Genomic DNA, 26,375 nt, shown 5'->3' with positions numbered 1-26,375 from the left:
CGGTTAGAAGTGCAAAAACAGGTGTAACAAGTGGAAAAATTAATATCTTGTTATTTGGTCTTCTTGCTTTCGAGGAATTGGATGCACTTCATCATATTTGACACATAGACAGCTGTTGATATGCCCATAACGGGCTCTTCACTCGTATAACAAGATGTATCAAATTCGTCGCCTACAAAAGTGGATGCATACTTCGTTTCCTTGCTAGGCTCCATGTCCAGACATTCTTTATAAGGGTTGGAAATTTGTTGTAGTGGAGTAAGCCAGTATCCTTCTTTTGTCAGTGAACGCACAACTTGCATCACATCTCCTCCCTTATCACCGCCCCGAGAAAATATACGCGTATAAAACCGGGGTAATGGAACTTGTTCGGTACTCAGTAGCGGAGAGTCTTTTATTAACTCTTCCACCGGCTTTGTCCGTATCTCGTTGTAAGCCGATTTTAAAGATGCTATATCAATAAAAGCACCCGAACTGTAATGAGCAATCGTATTGGTGATATTCTGATCCGTATAATAATGACCGTTTGCTACATTGCTTCCTACCCTGTGTACATAAAGAGGTTTGCCGGTATCGGGATCAACAAAGCGGGGAACCAATATCCCTTGGCGGCCGTTTCCGGTATGACCGTACTTCCGTGCTTCTTCTGCAGGTAGTTCCATCGATTCCAAATACTGAATAGCAGCCGGTATGCCTGCCAAGAACTTGGTTTCACCCGTCAGCCGATAATAATCCATTAATAAATGAATGGCACGAACTGTGGTTCCGGCATTGATACTTCTGGGTTCGTAAGAGCGTGCATGTGCAGGTTTCATGTCTTCTACGTAGTATTGATCGGCCCAGCCGGCATAAGGAGCACCCTGTTGCAGTACAATAAGCTGATTCATTGCCCTGTAAATGGGTTCTTTCACGTTTTGTAAGCCAATTGCCTGATAACATTGAATCAGAAATTCGATGTTCTCGGGAGTTACATCATCATTCAAGGTTATAAATGACGAATAATCTTTCTTCCCTCTAAATGGATGATCGTGCATCAATGGGAATCTTTGCGGCCACCCTCCCGAAGGATATTGACTCTGCAAAACAAAATGGATTACTTTTTCCAAAGGGTATCGATAAACCGGATCGTCTTTCTCGACATACATGCGAAGTAAGAATTTGGCCGCCTGCATAGTACCCGAATCATCAAAGGTTGCATTCCCGTAATAATGCTGAAACTCTTCCAATCGCCAAGCGTTTTTGCCAATCGTAGCATACCATTGCTTCAATGAATTCTCTCCGGCAAAATCAAAAACGTAGTTCCATCCGCCACAGGGTAGTTGTCCCCAAATCAGAGCGCTGGCCACTTTTTGTGCAGCCTCATAGTAGTATTCATCACCGGTAGCGTGGTAGGCATCCAGAAGCAGATGTCCAACTGTAGGTGTTCCGGGAGGTTGTATCCAGACCATGGTGCGTTTTGCTTCCAATTCGCCCCAACTTCTAGATAGGTCGGGCAAATAACTCCAAACAAATCCTCCATTGTAACTAACAGTTTCCATCATGAATCGGGTGGCTGTTTTCATCACTTCCAAAACTTGCTGTTCATTTTTGGAAGCATGTGCCGGCTGTGTAAAGATTGCAAGAAGCAAACAAGCCAGACACGAAGTCAATTTCAGGGGTAGGTTTCTCATCATTGTGTTGTTGGTATTAGAATTAAATGTGTATATTTGAACTATATAATTACAAAAGAAATAATCAAAATATTGAATTTATGAAAACATGTAGCGAGAAGTTTATTTTTGAAAGTAACAAAGAATGGGAGCCTGCCGGTGAAGGTGTAACACGGCAGATTATGGGGTACGATGGGCAAGTGATGCTTGTCAAGGTTAAGTTTACCCAAGGAGCACAAGGTTACGCACATGCCCACTACCATACACAGACAACCTATGTGGCAAGTGGTAAATTTGAATTTACCGTAGATGGTGAGACACGTGTTGTTGAAGCAGGTGATGGCATTTACATTGCCCCCGATGTAGAACACGGATGTAAATGCCTCGAAGCAGGTGTACTGATTGATTGCTTCAGTCCTATGCGTGCCGATTTTATCGGGAAATAAACTTTGCATACGCTTCAAAAACTTTTTTTGGCCAATATCCATACCAGTCGTATCCGGTACGTCGTTCCGGATCGACATCGGCCAAACGCCATACCTTCTCTCCGGCACGTGTACACATAAACGGTTTATTATTCGTCACTTCGTAAAAGCGAGCCCAAATAGGTTCCGCTTTTAAATCTTTCACCACCACTAAATCATACGGATATTCATGGTTAATGATCTGGTCAGGAGCCAAAGGAACACGCTTCAACTTAACACCCTTAATCTGAACTTGGCGAAGCCATTTCACTCCGCAATGAATAGCCTCAACTACTTCTGGCGATGGGTTCTTAATTCCCATGAGGAAAAGAAGTATCTCGCAACTCTCGTTCGCTGTTATGGCCGGCAGTTCAAAAGTACGGGCCTTGACCGGTTGTAGGGTTATATTGTCATGTTGTTGTGCCCATGCCGTCTTCACCCCTTGCTGACTTACCTGACAGTCGAGCACCATCTTCAAACCTCTTTCAAAAGCAGCATGAATCTGGTGGCGCACGGAATCATTAAGCCAGGCAAAGCTTTTATCACCCTGCACTATATTACGAAACAACTCCAACGCTCCCGTTGTCACATCATCATTAAACGTGATGGCATCTACATCCCAACCTCGCCAGCCACCGTTTTCTTTCTGTGTATTCAGCAAATAAAAGAGTCCTTTCAGGGCAGCCTCTTTGTACGCCGGTTTACGATACAAACAATAAGCATCGGCCAGATACTCTATTTGCGGAAAGGTGTTACGATTATCGAGTGTACTTCGTTTATATGATTCTTTTAGTTTCTGATAAACCGAGTCGGTATTTAACACACCCAGCCAGTCTATGTTTTTAGGCCAACCACCGTCTTTGTTCTGATAAGCCATCAGATTCGAGGCTATCTCGTGTACCTGATCCGGTGTAAAACGTTGATAGGTTCTCTCCCTGTGCTCAAGATTCCAATGGTGAATGCCATCGCTGAATCCGTCCAAAGAAGGACTTTTGAAATCAATCATATTACAAACTAACTTTTGAGCGACCAAACCGGCTGAAGATGGATTCACAATATTACCATAAATATCTAATGTAGAAAAAAGCACCTTTCCTTTGCCCACAGGGATTATTCCCATAGAAGTTCCTAAAGCCATGGGATAAGTATGGTAAGCGCCGACCAAGAGTTCTTCTCCCTCCATCACAATTCCCATGCGTTCAACTCCTGTGTGAATCAACGCCTGATAAGGCCAGTTCAATGCTCCGTCTGCCGGAAGTTCATTGAAAACCGGGTGTGATTTATTAAACATCACCCCTCCCAGCCAATTGGTTCCGACAAAAAATTTGTCTTTAAACACAGCGCGGCTATTCCTAGCAATATACTCCGTCCATTCCTCGGTATTTTCTAATATAAAAATACGCGTTCCGTCATTTTGAGCTCGTTCAAGCAAACGCTGCGGATTGGCTAAATTGTTGTTGGGAACAGCCCATTCCAATCGGCATCTGGCATTACTTCGAGGATGTTTGAATCGAACTTCAATCGTTGCTTCATCAGATGCATTTAAATGTACTTTGCCATTGCCCAAATGAGTTTTATTGGCCAACACTTCATAAACCACCTGGCCGTTGACCAGCAGTTCAATGATACTTCGGTCATTACTTTGAACATGAAAAGTATATTCTCCACTAACGGGAGGTATCACCTTGCCTTTCCACACAATACCATATCCGGCAATAGTAGGAACCGATGGATTGGGAGTAGCTCCTTCAATAGCACTCAGGTTAACCACTTTAGAAGTCTCTCGGTGAACTTCTTGTTGAAAATCCATATCCATATAATAAACTGCCTCCAGACCGTGTTCACCTTGTGGAGTGCGCAAAGATTCTGAGGGAATCATGGTTAACTGTTCTTTTCTGGGAGGGCGGGTAACAATCACCCAGTCGAGCTTACCCAAATCATCACGATATTTTTCTACCGGCTGCGCTGTTCGTCCTTTTAAGAATGAAGTCATAGCGGTTCCATCTTCCCATACGGATCCCTCCCCTTCTAATTTATTCGTTGAAAGATCAACTACCAATACCTCATCATAACCAGTAGTTACCGACGTACCATCTTCGTTGAGTAGTCTGGCAGATATTCGGCACAGGCCTCCCACCGAGGGGAGTTTCAAACAAACACTATCGGCTATTAACTGACCATACGTTTCTCCACCAATCACTTTCACTTGCCGGTTCGTTTCAGCACATACTCCTCCAGCCACACTTTGAAGATTGATAGATAAAACAAAATGGCCTTTCACGTCATTCTCGTTAATCAAATAAAAATCGGTGACCACTGTTTCACCTGCCTTTACGATTTGTTGCCTCGGTTTCACAGCTACGTAAAGAGGTTTATTATACCTCGCTATAATACTAGGGTTTGATTTGGGGTAACGAAAACAATCGACTATACCCGAATAGTTCTCTATCAACTCTGACTCCCAGCCATTTACCACATAAGCATCCGTGTAATTGTTTATGCGAGCCAATTCGATTTTTCGTCCTTGGTGTTCAAAAGAGACAGCCCCCATGGCTACAGTCAATGAATCGACCGACGGATATACCTGCCTCAAACCTTTGTTGTCGACAAAGCGGTTGAACTCATCATACCAGCGCAGATATTCGCGTCCATCCCATCCTTTGTATTCCATTTTGTCGAGTTCTTCCTTGTTCTTAGCTAGTCTGGGTGGGGCTGACAGAGCACCTTCCTCACCAAAAAACACTATTTCTTTGGCATTTGTAGTATTGTTATAATAATCTGCCGGACTTTTATACAATGCTTCATTCCAAACAGCCGGACCGCCCGCATGATGATAGTCGTACCAACCATTCCAATAAACAGTCGTATCATTTGGCCGAATATGGATTTTGGCCTGATCATCTATATCATAGCCTTTAGCCCAAGCCGAAGTGCGAAGAACGTATCGTGAAGGATCCATTTTATGGACATCCTTCATCGTATTTATTTCAATCGCTAACTGCTCAGGAGATGCATCTCCCGATTCATTCATCATATTATAAATGACTAAACTAGGGTGACTGCGGTCACGCCTGACCATTCGCATCACTTTCTCATGCAGATTCTTGTTCAGAAAATCATTACCCGCTTTCACACGAAATCCACCAGGCTCTTCGAAATACAAAAGACCTAGCTCATCGGCATAATTTAAAATATTGGTAGAACCAATAAAGCGATGAAAGTTCAGCATATTTAAACCCAGTTCCTTAGCTATGCGAATTTGTCGCTCGGCCAACTCATCGGATGGGTAAATTCCATTAACCGGCCAAAATCCCCAACTAATAGCCGAACGCAAAACAATTCGTTTGCCATTCAGACGAAAAACTGCATTTTGTCCGATACCTGATACCTCAAACCATCGGAAGCCAAAACGTTGTTCAGCTACATCACGATGATTTTTATTCCCTAATAATTCGACCTTACATACATATAAATTAGGTTGATCTATATCCCATAATTTAGCTGCAGGAGCCGCAATTGAAAGCTTGACATTGTTGAGGCCAGACGATAAATCAACTGACTTTAATTTCTTTTTAAACAAAATTTGCGATGGATTATTCCACTCATATATCGTGAAAAGCACATCTCTTTTGTCTACCCTATTTAATTGATTGTCTATGCTAACAATAGCATTCACCGTAGTTAATTCGGGTGTATTTTGCATGTAAATATCGGCAACATGAACAGCCGGACGTACTTCCATACATACCTTACCAGTTATTCCGCCAAAAGCATGTCCGGGGGGGAGTGTTTTATCGCCCCACCTAATCAAAGCGCCGTCTCTCCAATCATAATTGCCGCCGGCATCGGTAATTCTAACAGCTAATTCTGCCGTAGTGCCTTTCTGTACATAAGGAGTTATGTCAACCTCAAATGGCGTATTATCTACAATCTGATAATCGACCAGCTGCCTGTTAATGAAGATCTCCGCACGCGAGCGGATAGATTCAAACTTCAAATAAACCTTCATTCCCTTATTAAAAGAGGGAATCTGAATCACTCTGCTCCACCAACTAACCCCGTGAATATCGCCCTCCGGCCCCGAGATGGTCTGCAAATATTCTTCGGCAGTACCAGGAACCTCTACTTCAAGCGCATCATTAGTAGAAAAGATATTCCATCCTGAAGAAGGAATAGCCACAGGCAACGTTCTGACATCAAGCGGTGGCATAACTAGAGATTCACTCTTCCAATTGGCCTCTTTGTCGTACCAAAGTTTCCAACCTCTTCCCGAAAGATCTATAGAAATTTTTCCCGACTGAGCATAAAGTGTAAAAGAGAATAATATGCATGCTAGAAACAGCAGTATACTAAGTATATTATGTTTTGGCTTCATGAAGTATAAGATTAAATCAGTGCTTTGAAGGGGTTCATGTGGTAAAGTGTGTGAAAATAAAAAAGGAAGAGGATAGTACTTCGATTATCCCCTTCCTCTTTTTATATCCTCACTACTTACTCTTGCTTAAATCCATAACCGTTGGTAAATCCGCCCGTTGATAAAATATTAGGAGTAAACGGCCATAAATAAATAGGCGCTTTCTTATAATCATAATCGTAGAATAAATACTTATTGTACTCATCTGCAGCGCCCCTCAAATCTGCTCCCCAATTCGTTTTCTGATAGCCTGCAGCTTCGAGCGCTTTGGCTTCATCACTACCCGGGATGATATTCTCAAAGAGTCCCTTGATGGCAAGGTTGGTTTTACCATTGTTACCAGTCAAACCAAGACCTTCCCAATTATCATTTTGTCCACGCCATCCCGGATAAAGTACCGGATCAGTTTCTTTTCCTTCAGGACATTGTGCAGTAAGCCGGAAACCATATTCTGTTTTTGCGTCGACCAACTTCGTCCACACGTAATCAGAAATAATATTTCCATTGTTAAAGCGATAGTATCCATTGGTTTTCAAACCTTCAATCATTTCATTGGTAAGATCCTTAATGCGTTTAATTGCTTCAGGTAAGAATCCCGAACGGATCAGTGTCCAGCGACGGTCTCCCTCACCTGCAAACTCGAAACCACGTTCTTCAATAATCGCTCTCAGCAGACCTCCCTGTGATGTGATGAAAGCATCTGTATTTGCTTTACCAGCAGGGAAGGAACGTTCACGGATAGTTGCTAAATATTGCTTAGCTGTCACCTGATCACCTAATGCAGCACATGCTTCAGCATATCCTAAATAGATTTCGGCAATACGCATGTATGGGCCATTAATACCCGACTTACGTTGCTCAGCTGTCCACGGACTCACTTGACGATTCTCATCCCATTTATTAAGACTCGGGCCACCACCATCAGCTTTTGAATTCGGTTTAAAGGAAATAAGTTTTTCTACACCTTTACCTGTTGAACCGGTTAGTACAACACTCACGTCGCGACGTTTGTCCTGAGGATCGAACACCCCATAATAATAAGCAGGATTGATACGCGCTTGTCCGTAAGCCTTGCAAGGATAAGCTTGCTTGCTACCTCCACTGGAAGGACGGCCCATTGAGTAAGATCGTGCATCGTTACCTCCACTCCGCTGCATAGGATATTCATAAATTGATTCATCTGCATAAACCGCATCATCCATCATCATCTGTTGAAAGAAATACTGATAAGGATTGTTATAGACACGTCCGTTTTCAGCCGAACGCGGATCTGTTAGCACAAGACGTGCAGAACCAGAGTTATCCAATACCTTCTTAAAGTAGTCTTTCGCTATTGTGTATAGACTTTGCCAATCACTGCGTCTGCCATAAACAGCATTATTATTTTCTGTTCCCTTGTTCTCGAAAGTAAGTACATTGCCTTTACCGTCTTTGTAGAAAGACGCCCCAAGATCTGTACGCCTTGTGTGATATCCGCCGGCTTCAAGCGCTATGCGCCCAATCAAGCCTTGTACATAAGTACGTGAAAAATAGTTCTTACTAGCAGCTTTAAATCCCGGAGCTTCACCCACACGATACATTAAAGGCTCTACGCGAATAAGGTCTTCCAACACTTTGTCATAGATTGAATCACGTGGAGCCAATCCTTTAGCAGGTGAGCCAAAAGCAGCCTGATAAGGTACATCACCATAATACCTGATCAGTTCACGATACATAGTGGCCCTCAACGCAATGGCCTCACCATATAATTGTCCTAACTCCGATGGCTGACCAGTGCCAGTGATATCGGCAAAGTTACTGGCATTTTCCATAGCCGTTATAATAGCATTTGCTTTTCCTACAACGCTATACATTTTATTATACGGACCGGTAGCATCATCCTTGTTATAAGAAGTTAGCGTATACTGTGATGCATAAGTTCCATTTTGATAAAAAGTTTCCGGATAATGACGACCGGGTTGGTTAGTAAATGATTCGGGGTGACGCTCTATGTCTGAACCTGCCGCATCAGCAGCATAATATAATCCGTCACCAAACACTTGATTCTGTGCACAATCGCGCCAGGCTTCATAGGCGCCATCCATAGCTGCGCGAGCGGTTCTTGTATTAGAGAATACAAAATCAGCATCCACCACCGATGGAGAACTTGTATCGAGATAATCGCTACATGCTGTGGTAGTAACAAGGCCTACGGCAGCAATTAATAACTTATATTTTTTCATATTGTTTTCCTCCTTTAATATTAGAATGATACGTTAACGCCGAATGTATACGACCGAGTTTTAGGATATGCTTGATAATCATAGTTAGGTGTTGGGAATCCGTTTACACCATCAGTGTCAGTATTGACATCCGGATCAAGACCAGAATAGCCAGTCAAACAGAAAAGATTGCTCCCTGTAAAATAAAGACGTACGCGTTGCATACCGGCTTTCTTTGTCCAATTCTTAGGTAAAGTATACCCCAAAGTTAAAGTCTGTAAGCGTAAATAAGAAGCATCTTCCACAAATTCAGAAACCGTAATACCGTACTCTGAATAATTAAGAGCATATTTAGCATTCTGATTCAAAGCATTCAATGCATTAGGCTCAGTTACCAAGAATAAATCTCCATTGCTATCAACATCATATACTTTATAGCAATCTTTCACAATATTCAAACGATTAGCTCCCAAAGCATTATCTTTATCTCCCATCATGCTGTGCATAGCATTGGCGTTATACACATCTCCGCCAATCTGATAAGTAAAGCCAAGAGAGAAGTCGAAGTTACGATAGTTACCTGTAAAATTAAAACCTCCGGTATGCTCGGGCAATGTTTTACCTATTACAGTTGCATCACCTAAGTCAACAGTCTCACTACCGTCAACATCCTTGAGCTTCAACATACCGGGAAATGCAAGCTGACCGTCGGCGCGTTTAAAACCTGACATGCCTGTGGGGTAATTAACCACATTCTTAATGTCGGGAACTCCTTGTTTTAAAGTATACACACCATTAGCATAATCAAAATCGTCAACAGTATAGAATCCGTCAGACTTGAATCCCTGAATCAACCCCACCGGTTGTCCTTTACGAATAATATAGTCATATTGAGGTAAACGCATAGAAGATCCCCATCCAGTATTGGTATCTGCAAGTGTGTTTTCGTCTAAATCATCAATGTTATTCTTATTAAAGTTATAAGTCAAGTTCATTGACAAATTGAAATCTTTCGAACGAACCAAGTCGGTACCCAATGCCAATTCAATACCTTTATTAGACGTTTGACCTACATTTTGGAATTGATAGCTATATCCGGTAGAAGAGTCTACAGGAACTTTCATTAATAGATCTTTTGTTGTATTCCAATAGAAATCTAAACTACCACGAATGCGGCTATTAAAGAAACCAAAGTCCAAACCAATGTTGCGCGATATCGTTGTTTCCCACTTCAAGTCAGGATTTCCTTTCATTGAGCCCGGTTTATAGATTGTTACTGATTCACCGTCTACCTTGATTAATTCTGTTGTCCAGGTTTCTTTCCACAAAAGCGCATCAATATTATCAGCACCCGTTGATCCATAAGATGCACGTAATTTCAAATTATCTAACCACTCCTTCTGTGCTTCCATGAATGGTTCGTCAGATATTCGCCATGCAACAGCCGCTGCAGGGAAGTATCCCCAATGATGATTGGGTGCAAATTTACTTGAACCATCGGCGCGGAATGTAGCTGTTAACAAATAACGTCCTTTGTATGAATAATTACCACGACCAAACCATGATTGAGTGTGATTAGGAGTACCGATTGTTGACCCAAATTCATCTTTTCCCAAACTAGGAGTTGTCATATTAATCATACCGAATGCATCTTCCTTGGTAAAACCATCAGGATATCCCGACCCGGTGATATAACTTGAATTAGTTTTAGAAGAGAGCACTTCGTTACCAACCATGAACGACAGATTATTGTCAGCTCCCAAACCTTGCACCTCATAGTTCAAGGTCGTAGCCCAACGTATAGCATAACCATTTTTATTAGTCAGTTCCGCCGTGTTGTAACCAGCCTCCAAACCGCCATCCCATTCTTTTGTTTCTTGCCAGTGACGGCTGAGTGACAATTCTGATTTGGCTGTCAAGCCTTTCATTACATTCCACGTTAATCCACCTTTAGCACGGATACGTTGCATCTTGCTATTGTTATCATAATTATTAATAACAGAAACAGGATCTCTTCCTAATTCGACATAAGAGCTACCATTACCAAATGCAGTTGTAAGTTCAGCATCACCCAACGGATTATCTACCGGGCGGTATTTATAAGCAGAAGTAGACACATCATATTTGGTTCCTAAATATTCGGTTTCAGTATAACGCAAGTCAGCATCAAAACTCAATGATTTATTAATCTTCTGATCTATTTTAAAGCTACCGCTCCAACGACTAAATCCTGTATTAATACGAGCGCCTTCTTCATCCGTATAGTTAACAGAGGCATAATACTTGGTCTTATCGTTACCTCCACTCAAAGAAAGGTCATGGTTCCAAGCGCCGGCACTACGCATAATATCGTTAACATAATTATGAGAAGCAACACCTTTATATTCATTTAAATGATTTCCATATTTGGATCCCAGTCCAAAATATTTAGCAATATTATCACCATAAGTACCACCGTAAGCGGTTCCGTAAGCCCAAGTTGAATAAACATAATCATAAGCATTCAGCACATCCAATGTTTCGGGTTTCTCTTTCATCTGGTAATACATGTTGTAATTAACAGAAACCTTTCCTTCTTTACCCGCTTTAGTAGTTACCAAAATAACACCATTTGCACCGCGTGCACCATAAATAGCTGTTGAAGCAGCATCTTTCAACACATCGATACTTTCAATGTTATCGGCTGGAATATCATCAATACCACTCACTTGAACACCATCAACAATAAACAAAGGATCATTGCTTTGAGTTATAGAGCCACCTCCACGTACACGAATAGACATGGTAGCTCCCGGACGACCATCCTGAGATGTCACAGACACACCCGGCAGCTGACCTTGTAGCGCCTGGGCCACATTAGAAACCGGATTTGCAGCCAATTTCTCACCCGAGACAGATGCTACAGCACCTGTTAAATCTCTTCTTTTTACTGTACCATAACCAATTACCACCACTTCATCGAGGTTCTTGGCATCTTCCACCAACTTAACATTGATTTGTTTTTGGGTACCAACTTCAACTGTTTTGCTCAGATAGCCAATAAAAGAAAATTGAAGTTTAGCATTAGATGCTACGGATAGTGAATAGTTTCCATCGATATCGGTTATTGTTCCGTTGGTTGTTCCAACCACAGTAACATTCACTCCAATCATCGGTTCACCATTAGCATCAGTGACCAATCCCGTAACTTGTCGGGTTTGTGCATAAGAAAGCAAACATAGCATACTCATAAACAGAGACGCAATTGCCTTTCTGGCAAGTGTTTTTCGATTCATAGACTTTTGTATTTTTTATAGTTATTAATAGGCGACAAAGGCTAATAAAGACCCGTTATCGAACACAAAGATACGTTTCTTAACGAAACGGCAATGGGATTTATTGATTTTTTATGTGGAAATGTTATTCATTTCGAGGAAACAACTAGTTTCTTATATACATAACACAGGCAGCGGTTAAGCCGCTGCCTGCAGGTAAATAACTGATTATTAAAGAATTAGATGTGATTAATAACCAGTATTTTGCCAGAAACCTTGTCCTTCAGTAGTAGAAAAATTAGTAACCGCGTCAATTTGCGACTGAGGTATTGGACGATAATAATGCATCTCTTTAATCTGGCTAGAAGCTTGCGCATTATATTTAGTCACATGATCAACAAGTTTGTGAGTACGTTTTAAATCAAACCAGCGTTGTTGTTCTCCACATAACTCAATTGCGCGCTCTTCCAGAACGGTCTCTAACGTAGCAGCACCACTCAATGTATTATCTTTACCTGATTTAGCACGTACTTTTCTTAATTCATTGATTGTTGACATAGCCGCATTTCCATTTTCAGTATAAAGCTGACATTCTGCTTTAATTAAGTACATCTCGGCTAAACGGAGCACTATCGCATCTCGGCTCGATATATCATGTGTTGGATAAGCTGAATTAAATACATTATCCAAAAACTTCTTTATGCCCGGATAAGAACACCAACCTCCAATTTTATAGGAATTATACCTCTTGTCGCTATAGACATCTGAGGAAGCTTTTGCAGCTTCAGTAGGTAAAGCCGTAGCTTCAGCTAATGACGTAAATACTGGAATATCACCACCGCTTACAAACTGAATTCTATAACGGTTTTTGGCCCAAGCCTGCATAGCCTTACCTTCGGCAGAAGCACCATCTTTAAAGCAATAATAAATAGCAGTATCTTGCATTAACGGATAATTTGTAGAACTATGCTCCAACCCTTTAGCTATTTTATACGCATCAAGCAAAGTGGCTTCGGTGCGCTGGTCGGTAGCACGATTTTTCTCAAGTAATCTCCATAAATAAAGTGATGGCAAATAACGAGTAAATCCTCTTCCATAAGGAGAATATGAGTCGGCTACATATACTTTTTCCTTAGTTACTGTGTTTGTTACATAATACGTTGATTCTCCTAAAGGACGAACAAAGACTTCTTTTCCATTTCCTCCCAAATCAGTCGCTCCATTATTCCACATTGAGACGAACATCAATAACATCGCACTACCACCACGACTATATCCCGTGCGCGTAATTAACGAATTATATTCAAGCGGATCACCGTCTGAATCTGTTTTATACCGATAAGGTATACAGTTTACATTTGTGCTGATGTCCGAAGAATAAGCAACACCCCAGATAGCTTCTTTATTAGCTGTAACATCTTCGTTATTCATTGACCATGTATCTTCATAATTGTTATAGAAAGAAGCAATTCCACTTCCCATAACAGCATCGGCCTCTGTTTGAGCCAGCGCATATAAATCTTTGCCGGCGTAAGCAGTATTGGTTGTTATACTATTTTTGCCCAACCAAGATGCTGCATACAACAAGACCCTTGACTTTAATGCCCTTGCAGCCCAATAATTAGCACGTCCATCTGTTTTAATTTTATATCCAGCTGTTTCAAAAGCAGCAATTGAACTATCCAAATCAGCCAATATGTTACTATAAATTTGTTCTTCGGGAACTCTGGTAGGGTCGGTTACTATTTGTGTAATCGGAGCATTATTATAAGGTACTGGTCCCCAAATATTTACCATGTGAAAATAATAGAAAGCACGAAGAAAATAGGCTTCTCCCATATATTGTTGACGAGTATTATCACTTATAACACTATTCAAAGGAACGTAATATAGTGCATTGTTACAAACATCAACCGCACTGTAAAATAGCTCCCAATAGTGGTCCAAACAGGCGTTGTCACTGGAGTTTCCATCCAAGCTCTCTGCTGCGATATTATAAGAAGTCAATGATTTTTGCTTATTGTCATAACCGTAGTAAAACAAATCGGTGCCCATTTCCGAAAGTCCCAAACCTGCTTCTTTACCATACCATCCCCTAGCAAAACTATAACAAGATGAAACCAACCCTTGTATACCTGATGAGGTAGAATAAGTCAGGTCGGCAGTTTCACCGACTTTATTTTCTTCATCAAGAAAATCTGAACAAGATGACGTGCTAAAAGTAAAAGCCAAAGCCATCACAAGCAATATATATAATTTATTTTTCATATCCTTATTGAATTAAAATTGAACATTAACACCAAATACGACTTGTTTTGCCAATGGGAAAGCGATAGAACCTCCACGCTCAGAGTCATAATTATCAACGCTACTAAAAGTGAAATAATTCTTCAAAGAACCATACAGTTTAACTTTTTGAATTCCTACTTTTGAAATCAACTTATTGGGTAAATTATAAGCCAGTGTCACATCTTTTATTTTTAAATAATCAGCTTTTTCATACTTTATAGAAGTTGCATAAGTAGAATAGATAGTACTTGCCGCTCCCGGACTTGGAAATTTAGCATCCACATTATCGGGCGTCCAATAATCAAGATCGCCCCAGTTAGCCGTTTCATAGTTAAGCTGAGAGTTCATATCATATGACATATATCCACCTAAACGAGCATATAGAAGAACAGACAAAGAGAAATCCTTATAAGTAAAGGTGTTATTCATGCCTAACAAATGCTTGGGTGAGCGTTTATAAACTTTCTTATCATCATCATCTAATTTACCATCATCGTTACGATCTATTAATTTCATAGTACCCGGAACACCGTAAGCCGACAAATATCCTGTTGATTCACCAGGATGACGTTCTTTCCAAGCGGTAACATACTCGTCATATTCGCCTACATTCCAACAACCATCCGTTTCGTAATCATAAAAGATTGAAACAGGCTGTCCAACTATCTGACCAGTAACACCATTGATATTCCTATCCACACCATCTACTAGTTTGGTAACTTCATCCTTTGATGTTGAATAAGACCAGTTAACATCCCACGAAAAATTCTTAGAACTAACAATTAATGTATTCAAAGCAACCTCTAAGCCACTACCTTTTGTTTCACCAATATTAGCCAATACACTAGGGTATACTGAAGAGGCTGGCGCACTTTTATAGTAAAGTAAATCATAAGTATTACTTATGTAATAGTCAATGCTTCCCGAAATACGGTTATTGAAAAGCCCAAAGTCAATACCAAAATCCAAAGCTGACGTCTTTTCCCAAGTCAGTTCATTATTTCCCATGGTACTTGGGACTTTTCCGGCAAGACTCTGTCCACCCAAATAATAATAAATATTATTTTCACTCAATGCAGTCAACGTGCTGTAAGGATCGATAGCTGCATTACCAGACAATCCCCACGATGCGCGTAGTTTTAAATTAGAAAGCCAATCATGTGTATTCTCCATAAATGCCTCGTCGCTAATTCTCCACGCAGCAGCTACTGATGGGAAATAGCCCCATTTATGTCCCTTAGCCAGAGCAGAAGAACCGTCAGCACGTACAGAAGCAGTCAATAAATATTTTTCATTAAACTTATAGTTTAAACGTCCAAAGAAAGAGAGCATAGACGATTTAATATAGGAGCTAGTAGTAGTGGGATCCGATATTTTCGATAAATCATAGAATGTGCTAGCATAATAATGTTCTTTTCCGCAATCACCAACTGTGGTATTTTGCTCATATACACTCTGATTCATACTATGACCCAACAATGCCGATAAGTCATGTTTACTGCCACCAAAATTGGTATTGTAATTCAGGGTATTCTCCCATGTAAAACCTGTACTATTTTCATATTGAGATGAAATATAACTAGTTCCCGGAGATTGATATCTTGCTACACTCTGATAATCTTGATAAATACCGGTACGCGTATTCTTACGGTCTAGCGCAAACATAGATTTGAAGAACAAATTCTTCATCGGATTAATTTCCATGTACGTATTACCAAAGAAGCGAGTTGTTTCTATGTTCTTCACATAAGCGCCGTCAATCTCGTCTAATAGCGGATTACAATGAGCTGCATACCGAGGATTTGGTGTAGCAATGATGGTCCCATCCTTTGTATAAGGGTGAGTAATAGTTGTCATTTTCAGGGCTTGTGAAAAGACACTTGACTGACGGGCATTGTGATCCTTATAGGTGTAGAGCAAACTAGTTCCTATTTTGAATATTTTATTAATCCGGTGATCAACATTAGCTTTCACATTATAGCGATCCAAGGCATCGTTTTTCAGCAAACCTTCTTCGTATATTGCTCCAAGAGAAAGATTAAAATTAGTTTTTTCATTTCCTCCCGAAACCGAAGCGTCATAATTTTGAGTCAAACCATTTTTAAGTATTATGTCTGCCCAATCTGTATAAGAGCCATCCTGATAGATTTCATATTCCGTAAAATCCTCAAGACTTTCAGTAAGCACATCTTCCGGAGTCAGATTGCTCCCTCCCCAATTGCCCGAAGCCAAATCGGCCTGATAATTGGCTTTATCAATTAAACGCTGCACTTCTTTTCTTCCATACATAACCTGTGGCACATGCGTAGGGGTGTTTGAAGAAACATAAGCATTCAGGTTTACCTGAGTTTTACCAGCTTTTCCACGTTTAGTTGTAATAATGATAACTCCATTAGCGCCTTTTGTTCCGTAGATAGCAGTTGATGAAGCATCTTTCAAAATTTCCATTGATTCAATATCCGAAGCACTTATGTCCAATGTTGATCCGTATTCAATACCGTCTACAAGTATAAGTGGACTGTTAGCAGCAGAAATCGAACGATTTCCGCGTAGAGTCATAGAAATACCGGCACCGGCCTCACCATTAGATTGTTGAATATCTAAACCCGGCACTTTTGCCTGCATAGCCTGAATAGCATTACTTGAAGAAACCTTCGCTATTTCGTCGGCTTTAACAGACGAAACCGATCCAGTCAAATCACGCTTCTTCACAACGCCGTAGCCAATAACCACAACTTCATCAAGTTTCTTTGTATCTTCCAACAAAGTTACATTAATAACAGATTGATTTCCAATAACAATTTCTTGTGTCAGATAACCAATGTATGAAACAACAAGAACTGATTTTTCAGAAACACTAGTTAATTTGTAGTTGCCGTCAATGTCCGTAATTGTTCCATTGGTCGTTCCTTTAATAAGAACATTAACACCAATCATTACTTCTCCTGCATTGTCTTTTACAACGCCAGAGATTGCACGTGTAGTTTGTGAAAAGGAAAAAAGACAATAAAGACTCATAAAAAAAGTCATAATCGCCCCTCTTAGAAGTGTTTTTCGATCCATAAATTTGTATTTTTTATAGTTATAACTTAAGGAATAAAGGTTTATTAAGACCGTTACCGAACACAAAAATATGTATTCTAATCAATTATGTACTGCAAAATTTTAGTTATTTATGTGTGTTTTTTGGTTTTATCGACAAAAAGCCGATAACCTTGCATAAACAATGAATAAGTTTATGCAAATTGTTATCGGCTATGTTGAGCAGACAATATAAGAACCAAAGTTCCTTATATTTTTTACTTATTTAAACGGATACCAGTCCGAACAATTCTTAAATATATTTTCAATAGTATATTTCAAGGCTTCTTTCTTGGTCAACTTATGGCTCCAATTAACGCGGCCAGCTAAGCTTGAACCTTCACCTCTATTATCAAATTCGGCATAGCGGGCTGTTTTCTCATTCTCCGGATTGCGCCAGTTTTCCCAACCAGGTGCACAAATGTGCTTACCCATCTCGCAATTAATAAATGCAGTGGCTGCATAAGGACGCCAAGGACGTCCCAGGTACACCTTGTCAACTCCATCGGCAGCGGTTAGCTTGCAATTTTTAAAAACATAACCATACTCAACATCCTTGGGAGTAGAGGCCGCCGTGATGTATGAATTCCGTTTGCTATGAATAGTGCAATACTCAAAAAGGGCTGTTGAAGGGCCAAAAATAAAATCAGTAGTACCTTCAATGTAGCAATGTGAAAACAACAAACGTGTGCCTTCGGCACCGGTATAAATTGTATCTTGATTACCTAAAAAACGGCAACCAATAAAGATGAGCTTATCACCTTCCGTATGCAGAGCAACTGCCTGCCCCAATTGGGCTGCATTATTTTCTATTGTCAGATTCTTAAAGGTAATGCCACTGCCTTCCACTTTTACCGTATAAGTACGGAAAGTTCCCATCTTATTAATATTAGCATGGTCATCATAGGTAATAATGGTACCTTCAGCACTTTCACCCACAATTTGCACATTTTTAAGCCAAGAAGGAATCACTAATTTTTCCTTGTACAGTCCGTTCTTAATATAAATGGTAACGGTGTAATCCATAAAAGCACGGACAGCCTCCACCGCTTCCTGAATGGTACGGTATTTACCGGTTCCGTCACGCGAAACAACCAACGTATCTTGCTGCTGAGCCAAGATGGAAATGCTAACAGAAGTCAGCATAAATATCGATAAAACAATACGTTTCAACATGCTCATCATTATTTAGCCAGTTTACATCCTAACCGTTGAAGGCGTTCCCACTCCAGACTGGCCATGATAAACGGACCAACAGCCTTGGGATCGTTGCTGCGAATAGTTTCATTTATATAATAGTTATAATCTCCCGAACGGTAATTCTTTCCGCCCAATCCGGCCACTGCACAAGCTTTGGTGATGCTAACCAGTCCGTTCTTGTCAACCTCAATAAAGTTATTCAAAATCCCTTTGTATCCTTTTATTGCCACTTCCAGATAGGAAGGATCAATGTAGCCCATGCGTACAGCTTTAAAGAGTGTATACACAAACATGGTTGAGCATGAAGATTCAAGGTAATTGCCTTTATCACCGCTTCTATCGAGCACCTGATACCACAATCCGGTTTTGGGATCTTGAATTTTCTTCACCTGAGTAGCGATATTATTTAAAATAACAAGCATTGAGTCTCTTCCTGCTTCATGTTTTGGAATAAAATCGAGTGCATCGACAAATGCCATGGCATACCACCCCATTGCCCTACCCCAGCTATGAGCCGATTGTCCGGTAACGGGGTCCGACCATCGTTCTTTTTTGCTCACATCGCAAGCATGGCGGTACAATCCGTTTTTGGGATCGTACGTATGTCGTGCCACGGTAATGAATTGGTTGACTACATCTTTATAATCTTGCGGACGGCTATTTCTGAACGCATACTCAGCGTAGAAAGGTGCTCCCATGTAGAGTCCGTCGAGCCACATTTGGTTAGGATATATTTTTTTGTGCCAAAAACCTCCATCGGCATTCCGTGGATGTGTATCGAGCTGACTTCTAAGTAAATCAATGGCTTTCTGGAATTTCTCTTCTTTTGATTGTTCGAAGATGCGAAATAAAAACTTGCCCGAGTTTAAACGGTCAATGTTATACTCACTTAATTTGTAGGTTTTGATACTCCCGTCGGCCTGAATCATGGTATCGGCGTAGGCATAAGCATAATCATATATCTTCTTGTCACCGTAAGCATCATACACATCAAGCATGGCCTGTAATTCAAGTCCGTGACAATAATCCCACTTCAAACTAGGTTGAAAGTCGAGCTGCCAAGACTCCGGACAACGAATCATTTCCGATTCGGTCATACGCACAGACCACGGAAGCTGTTCGTCAACTTTCTGGGCGCTGACTTGCAAAGAGCTAACCACAGCTCCCATCATAAGTAGGTTACAAATTAGTTTATTCATCTTTTCTTTAAATTAATTAGGTAATAGATTTCTTGCCATTATACAAAGATAATACCTTGTTTATACACATTTGTGTATTTTTCGTTTTAAAAGGTGTATTAATTACATTTTCTCGTGTACGCTAACGATTATCTTCGTTATCGCGAACGATTTTGCACTACTTCGGTCAATTTATACACTAAATTAAGCAATATTTATAGTTGATTTACATCAAATTATAACTAATTTTGGCAACAGATAAAAACTATATAATTTTAAATTAACTATCATGAGTACATTTCAGAAAGTAAATGAAAAAATGACGAACTACAGATGGACCATTTGCGCCATGTTGTTCTTTGCCACTACAGTTAACTACCTGGACCGACAAGTCTTGTCGCTGACATGGAAAGACTTTATCGCCCCCGAGTTCCATTGGACAAATGATGACTATGGTAATATTACGGCTCTTTTTTCAATTTTCTATGCTGCCAGTATGCTTTTTGCAGGTCGCGTAGTCGATTGGTTGGACACAAAAAAAGGCTTCTTATGGGCAATTGGTGTTTGGTCTGTCGGTGCATGTCTTCATGCTTTTTGCGGTATAGCAACGTCTGGTGTTACTACAGGCCAATGGCTCGTAGGTTTTGAAGGCGCCAAAGAAGCGATTGCAACCGTAGGAGATGCTTCCATGGTAGTATCTGTCAGCGTTACACTGTTTATCTTCGCTCGTTTTGTACTTGCTGTGGGTGAAGCCGGTAACTTTCCTGCTGCGATTAAAGCTACTGCCGAGTATTTTCCCAAGAAAGACAGAGCGCTTTCAACCAGTATTTTCAATGCAGGTGCTACCGTAGGTGCTCTTGCTGCACCTGTTACCATTCCGGTTATTGCGGAGCATTTCGGTTGGGAAATGGCTTTCATCATCATTGGTGCATTGGGCTTCATCTGGATGGGATTCTGGGTATTTGTATATAAAAAACCCGAAGATCACCCCAAAGTTAATGCTGCTGAGCTCACTTACATTCAACAAGATAAAGACGATACGCAAGCGGCTTCTGTTAACGGTGAACCGGCTAAGGCACAACGCAAGCTCACTTTTGCCGAATGTTTCAAATTCAAGCAGACATGGGCGTTTGCCTTTGGTAAATTCATGACCGATGGCGTTTGGTGGTTCTTCTTATTCTGGACACCAGCCTACCTGAGCTCGGTATACGGAATGAAATCTTCTGATTTCGAAAGCCAGTTGGCTCTATTTGTTCTATACGCCATCACCTTGCTTTCAATCATTGGCGGATGGTTGCCTACTTACTTCGTTGATAAGAAAGGAATGAACCCCTATGCAGGCCGTATGCGCTCTATGCTTATCTTTGCATTTTTCCCCCTATTGGCTCTTGCAGCACAACCATTGGGACACATTTCTTATTGGTATCCGGTTATCATCATCGGTATTGCAGGTGCAGCCCACCAGGCATGGTCGGCCAACATCTTCTCAACCGTAGGTGATATGTTCCCCAAATCGGCTATTGCTACCATTACAGGCATTGGCGGTATGGCAGGTGGTGTTGGTTCTTTCCTTATCAATAAAGGATCGGGTCTTTTATTTGACCATGCAGAAACAACCAACATGAAATTCATGGGCTTCGAAGGAATTGAGTCGGGCTATTTCATTATTTTCTCTATCTGTGCGGTAGCTTATCTCATTGGATGGATCGTAATGAAAACATTGGTTCCTCACTACAAACCAATCGTGGTAGAATAATACTTCTCCATAAAGAATCATAAAGTCCTCCGGCTATTGCAGTTCGCTGCAAATAGTCGGGGGATTTTTTATTTGCCATATAGCTCCAATAAATTTTGCTGGTTGCAAATCTCAGTGTAGACCCGGGTGTAGGACGCTTGTACACCCGGGTCTACACAATCTATACATGGGGGTGTACAAACTGTGTACATCGGGGTGGAGACGAGAATGGCTCACCAGCAAAATAAATCGCATAAGCAGGCTGATTGAAATCCTTTATGTGAAAGATTTAATTAGTGTTGTACTGTAAAGAATCACTGCAAAAAAGTTGGTGATACTTGGTGATACTTGGTGAGGCTTTTTTTTAGCCAAGTGTCACACGTAATGGTCTTATTTTCAGATCTTTACAAGATTGGTGATACTTGGTGATACTTTTTTTCATACTTTTTATGTAGCGGTATGATTCGGAATGGCATATATCAATAAAAAAGCCCTTTCTCACGAAAGGACTTTTTGAGCCCCCTTCAATCTATGAAAGAAAGAGGAGGCTTAAGGCAAAAAAAAGGGAAGTCTCACGACTTCCACAATTCTTCTAACCTTAAATCTAAATCTCTATGAAAAAAACGTAGTGCAAATATAGAGGTTTTGGCAATACGAAAGTGTTAACAAACCGCATAAAGACAGAATAAAACCTAATTACTCCGTATTTATGTAAAATCTGCTTTCATTTTGATAAAATTGAGCAGCTTTTTATAGATCGGATTCAGAGCCAACAATTGAGGCACGCCCATTATGAACATTTGTTTTCGGGCACGCGTTAAAGCCACATTTAATTTTCTGTCAACCGCTACACCGTCTTCTTCCATCAGGTTCGACAAGAAACGAAGCTGATAGGGTTGATTCACACAGAAAGAATAGATAATAACATCGCGTTCGCTTCCTTGAAATCGTTCTACCGTATCAACCAATATGGAGTTCAGCTGAGGGATGCCCATCAGACAAAGCTCTTTTTTGATTAGTGCAATCTGACTGCGGTAGGGTGTAATAATGCCCAGCGTAAAAGAAGGATTGAATGTGTTTTGATACTGCTCAAACACTTTCCGTGCCAATTGAGCACACAAACGGGCTTCACAGTAGTTCACCTTAACAGATGCTCCTTGTTTATTGGGCTCTGAGGGAAGAAAAGCAACGCGATGAGTTATTAGTGCGTTGAGTTTATCGTCTGTCAGCGTATCGGCCGGCAAAATTTCATCAACTTGATGCGGAAGGCCTATTGAGACCAATTTTCCACCATAAAAAGCCTCGTTCGGAAACAGAGCAACCTCCGGATTCATTCTGCCTTGTCGGCACAGCTGGTCAACCGCCTGCTCCTTTACCGGTGCAGAGAGGCAGGCACGGTGAAGCCGCTCAAACAAAGATTCTTTGAGATTCACAAGTCCGGCCGAACGCAAACTGTCTTCGTGTATTTCGGAGTGAACATCGCTTTGCTGAACCACGGCCGGCAACTGTTTGTAATCGCCTATGAGGATAAATTTGCCAATTGCATTGGAGCCGGCTGCGTTGCGAGCGCACAGTATGCCCAGCAAGTGAGGTTCCAGTATTTGAGTAGCCTCATCAACAATTGCCACGTCAAAGGTTTTAAGGCGGAACAATTCGGGTTTGGCGGCTATGGAAGCCACTGTCCCCACAAATATCCGACAGGATACCATGCGCTCTACTACTTCCGATCGACGGGTGCAAAGCGCCAGCTCATTCTCCATCAGGTGATTTCTGTAAGCGGCATCACAAGATAATTCGCTACCAACACGGATGAAGTCAACAGCAGGTGTGATGGCCGACAAGGCCTTACATATTTCATCAACGGCTCTATTGGTATAAGCCATTAGCAGAATATGTACCTCAGGATTTTCCCGAAAGCGTTCAACCATCAAGCGCAAAGCTCGCGATGTTTTGCCCGTTCCCGGAGGACCAACCAACAGGAAATAATCTTGGGCAGCCAATGCTTTCCACGCAACACGATCAAAGTCGGTCGAGGCATTTACTATCTGTTCATTATAAGCCGTGCTAAACTGAGGCAGGCGCTGAAAGAGAAGCAAGTCACGCCTTTCTTTCGTGGCACGTGCAAAAGCCGACAGTCCCATATACATGCTTCGGAAAGTGGTATCCATGACGTCGTGTTCCAGCGCATAGAGACTATCGGCCGGAATCACCGAAGGATTTTGTTGCGAAGCACGCAGCCGTACTTTCACACAATGTTCGTCAATGTATTCAATATTACCTTTAAAAACCATTTGATTGGTAACCTTATCGGCATCGTTGTTTCGCTGATACAAAACAACAGCATCTCCTTGCCTGAAATTAGGCAACGCCACCTCTGCTTCAACTTCACAGCAGTCGGCTTCGGGAATAGCTAGAGTAAGCGATGCTTTGTGTTCATCGGCAGCATGGTTCTCAACAATAGTTAAACGATGCAGAATTTCGCCTGCTTCCAGCTTCTCAGACAATGAGGCAAGCCACAACGCAGCTGCTCCGGCACGACCTTCGTAATCAATATCACCCGATTTTGCGGTATACTGTTCTTTGGTGATGAAATTATAAACGGTTAGGTAATAAGCTTTTTCGATGGAGGTAAGCTGTTGCAGTTCTCCACGAAAGCCATCAATAGAAGGTGCCAGGTATTGTTCCCAGAACCGACCTGAAAGATGTTTCTCATTCAATGTGTTCGCATTGATTTGCTCCAACAGGTTACCGGTGTATTCTATATTATTATGCAACTGTACACCGAATTCATTCGCAACAATACGGTTTCTCAGGTTAATGGCACGTCGCACCAGCGCCCAGGAGGTACGTGCCGGATAGAGCAACGGATAGCGTGTGTAGAGTAAATAAGGACGCACTTTACGGTGATCTACTCCCATGGAATATTGCAGCACCGCTTGGTATAGCAACATTTGTACCAAGTTATTTTCTTTTGGCTCTATCTTTCCTTTTATAGCATATTCATCGGCCTTGCCCGACTTCATCTCAATAAACGAACGCATATCACGTTGCATATAATCGAGGCGTCCCTGCAGCCCCAAAGCTTCACAAATATAGGCCGGCTCGAGCACAGCATCTTTTTTGTTCAGGTCGTAACCGGGCGAAGCAAACGTATCGGTCACCATGCGGCGAATGTTTTCAAAATGCATCTTGCAATCATCAAAGAATTGACGCTCACGCTCTTTGTCTGTCAACTCACTACAAGCAGCCAATTCAATGGGGTACCGGCGAAACGCCTTTTTCATGCTGCTGATGTAGTCAACCTCTCCATCCGCATGTATCCATTCATCCAGAAAGAGGTTGGCGATATTTCCCAGCAGCAAAGGCCGCGCATTGTCTATGGGTTGAAGTCTGCTTAACAGGTAATTGGCCGGGTGATGACCGTAATCTCGAAAGCATTCTGCCAATGAGCTGATATCTATCAGGTAATCGGGTTCCAAAACAATAAAAGCAGGAAGCAATACGCCATCTTCACCAACACGTACATCCAGCAGATTCAACTGCGCATGCGTCCACAATAACTTGCAGGTTTCAGCAAATTCTTCATTTACCTGCGGCTCATTATAACGCACACGAAGACATTCGTCGGATACTTCATCAACAGGCATCACATACAGAAAAGTGTCATCGGCATATTGAAAACACACCCTCATTCTGCTGAATTGCTTGCGTGTTGAGGTCTGTTTAAAAGAAGCCGGCTGTAGCTTAGGTAAGAGGTTGTAGAGTTTGGATGGAATATCTTGACTCGTCAATTTCCGAAGCAGGTAGCTCAACGTTTTTACATCACGAAGGAAGAGTTCTTTGGTTGGAGCCAATTCATGGTTGAGTATGGCATTGGATGTAAGCCTGAACGTGTGTAGCTTGTTTTGTTCTGCACTATCTAACGACACGCAAGACGACAGAAAACTGATTCGTGCAGCTAAATCGGTCATCTGAAGACTTTCGTCTTTCATGTATAAACGACAAATACGTTCCAGCATGTCACGCAACTGTCGGTAGCGAGCACTCAGCGAAGTTTCCTCTGCCTCACAAAGTGCCAACAATATGTCATAGTATTCTTTTACTTCATCAATCATTTGGCAAAGGTAGCGAATCTTTGTCTTTTATCAACAGAATGCTTAGTTCATATAAAATGATTAGGGGAATAGAAACCACACTCAGGGTAAATGGGTCACCGGTAGGAGTAATAATGGCAGCTACCGCAACAATAATAATAATGGCGTGCTTGCGGTATTTGCGAAGAAAGGTTTTGTTCACTAACCCCAAGAGGGAGAGCAACCAGGTCACAAGTGGCAGTTCAAACGCTAGTCCCATGCACAGCACCAATACCATGAAATTGTCAATGTATGAGTTCAGCGATATTTGGTTTACTATTTCGGCACTCAGCTCATACGTTGTCAGGAAGCGCAACGTCAACGGATAAACCATAAAATAACCCATCAACACGCCAATAAAAAACATCATGGCGCCTAAAATCAATGTTTTGCGCACACCCTTCTGTTCATGGGGATACAGAGCCGGACTAATAAATTTCCAAATTTCCCAGAAAAGATAGGGCATGGCTGTGACAACCGACATCCAGAATGCGGTAGACATGTGGATAAAAAATGGAGCGGCCAGGTTGATGTTAACCAACTTGACGGAGAATTCTTGCGTAAAGAAATCATCCGTCAGGTTAAGCGATTCTCCGATAGACCGTAACAATGAGTAAAAAACAAAATCATTGTGGCAGGGAGCCAGTATCACATGGTCAAACAACCAAGGCATGGCAATGAAATAACCAATTGCCAGAACAAACCAAACTCCCAAGATGCGAAACAGTACTTTCCGCAATTCATCCAAATGATCCCAAAAGGTCATTTCTGCCATTG

General features: G+C 41.4%; 12 protein-coding genes. 2 read left to right on the top strand and 10 right to left on the bottom strand.

The genetic code is table 11. The features are described from left to right. Positions 1 to 50: 50 nt before the first annotated feature. Positions 51 to 1,673, bottom strand: a complete 1,623-nt coding sequence (locus C511_RS0103640) for a pectate lyase (protein ID WP_024996341.1) — start codon at positions 1,671 to 1,673, stop codon at positions 51 to 53. A 77-nt stretch (positions 1,674 to 1,750) separates the two neighbouring features. On the opposite strand from C511_RS0103640, the gene C511_RS0103635 reads away from it, so the two are divergent. Continuing rightward, positions 1,751 to 2,095, top strand: a complete 345-nt coding sequence (locus C511_RS0103635; protein WP_024996342.1) for a cupin domain-containing protein — start codon at positions 1,751 to 1,753, stop codon at positions 2,093 to 2,095. On the opposite strand, the gene pelA is transcribed toward C511_RS0103635, so the two are convergent. From pelA to C511_RS0103600, 7 genes are all read right to left on the bottom strand, one after another. Then, on the bottom strand, positions 2,082 to 6,488 hold the full coding sequence (pelA, locus tag C511_RS16130; protein WP_244877218.1) for a pectate lyase: 4,407 nt from the start codon (positions 6,486 to 6,488) through the stop codon (positions 2,082 to 2,084). The genes C511_RS0103635 and pelA overlap by 14 nt on opposite strands. Before the next feature lie 116 nt (positions 6,489 to 6,604). Continuing rightward, complete coding sequence (locus C511_RS0103625) at positions 6,605 to 8,749, bottom strand: RagB/SusD family nutrient uptake outer membrane protein (protein WP_027317835.1); 2,145 nt, start codon at positions 8,747 to 8,749, stop codon at positions 6,605 to 6,607. A 20-nt stretch (positions 8,750 to 8,769) separates the two neighbouring features. Further along, positions 8,770 to 12,003 (bottom strand): SusC/RagA family TonB-linked outer membrane protein, encoded by a 3,234-nt coding sequence (locus tag C511_RS0103620; RefSeq protein ID WP_027317834.1) that lies wholly within the window; start codon positions 12,001 to 12,003, stop codon positions 8,770 to 8,772. A gap of 228 nt (positions 12,004 to 12,231) precedes the next feature. Next, complete coding sequence (locus C511_RS0103615) at positions 12,232 to 14,250, bottom strand: RagB/SusD family nutrient uptake outer membrane protein (RefSeq protein WP_024995949.1); 2,019 nt, start codon at positions 14,248 to 14,250, stop codon at positions 12,232 to 12,234. A gap of 12 nt (positions 14,251 to 14,262) precedes the next feature. Then, positions 14,263 to 17,334, bottom strand: a complete 3,072-nt coding sequence (locus tag C511_RS0103610; RefSeq protein WP_034781359.1) for a SusC/RagA family TonB-linked outer membrane protein — start codon at positions 17,332 to 17,334, stop codon at positions 14,263 to 14,265. A 240-nt stretch (positions 17,335 to 17,574) separates the two neighbouring features. After that, positions 17,575 to 18,528: a pectinesterase family protein gene (locus C511_RS0103605; protein ID WP_394356825.1), complete on the bottom strand. Its 954-nt coding sequence runs from the start codon at positions 18,526 to 18,528 to the stop codon at positions 17,575 to 17,577. An 8-nt stretch (positions 18,529 to 18,536) separates the two neighbouring features. Then, positions 18,537 to 19,751 (bottom strand): glycoside hydrolase family 88/105 protein, encoded by a 1,215-nt coding sequence (locus tag C511_RS0103600; protein ID WP_027317832.1) that lies wholly within the window; start codon positions 19,749 to 19,751, stop codon positions 18,537 to 18,539. Positions 19,752 to 20,019: 268 nt separating this feature from the next. On the opposite strand from C511_RS0103600, the gene C511_RS0103595 reads away from it, so the two are divergent. Further along, a complete protein-coding gene (locus C511_RS0103595) occupies positions 20,020 to 21,486 on the top strand; it encodes an MFS transporter (RefSeq protein ID WP_024995947.1) in 1,467 nt (488 codons plus the stop codon). Positions 21,487 to 22,172: 686 nt separating this feature from the next. Here the strand turns inward: C511_RS0103595 and C511_RS0103590 are convergent. Together C511_RS0103590 and tatC are read right to left on the bottom strand one after the other, a co-directional pair. Continuing rightward, positions 22,173 to 25,580: a DEAD/DEAH box helicase gene (locus tag C511_RS0103590; protein WP_024995946.1), complete on the bottom strand. Its 3,408-nt coding sequence runs from the start codon at positions 25,578 to 25,580 to the stop codon at positions 22,173 to 22,175. Beyond that, a complete protein-coding gene (gene tatC, locus C511_RS0103585) occupies positions 25,573 to 26,373 on the bottom strand; it encodes a twin-arginine translocase subunit TatC (protein ID WP_024995945.1) in 801 nt (266 codons plus the stop codon). The genes C511_RS0103590 and tatC overlap by 8 nt, the downstream gene beginning before the upstream one ends. Positions 26,374 to 26,375: the final 2 nt, after the last annotated feature.

Origin of the sequence: Bacteroides graminisolvens DSM 19988 = JCM 15093 (genome assembly GCF_000428125.1) — a bacterium.
Classification (GTDB): Bacteria; Bacteroidota; Bacteroidia; order Bacteroidales; family Bacteroidaceae; genus Bacteroides; species Bacteroides graminisolvens.
The sequence above is the reverse complement of the archived record's forward strand: the minus strand, read 5'-3'. Positions and strand labels throughout refer to the sequence as shown.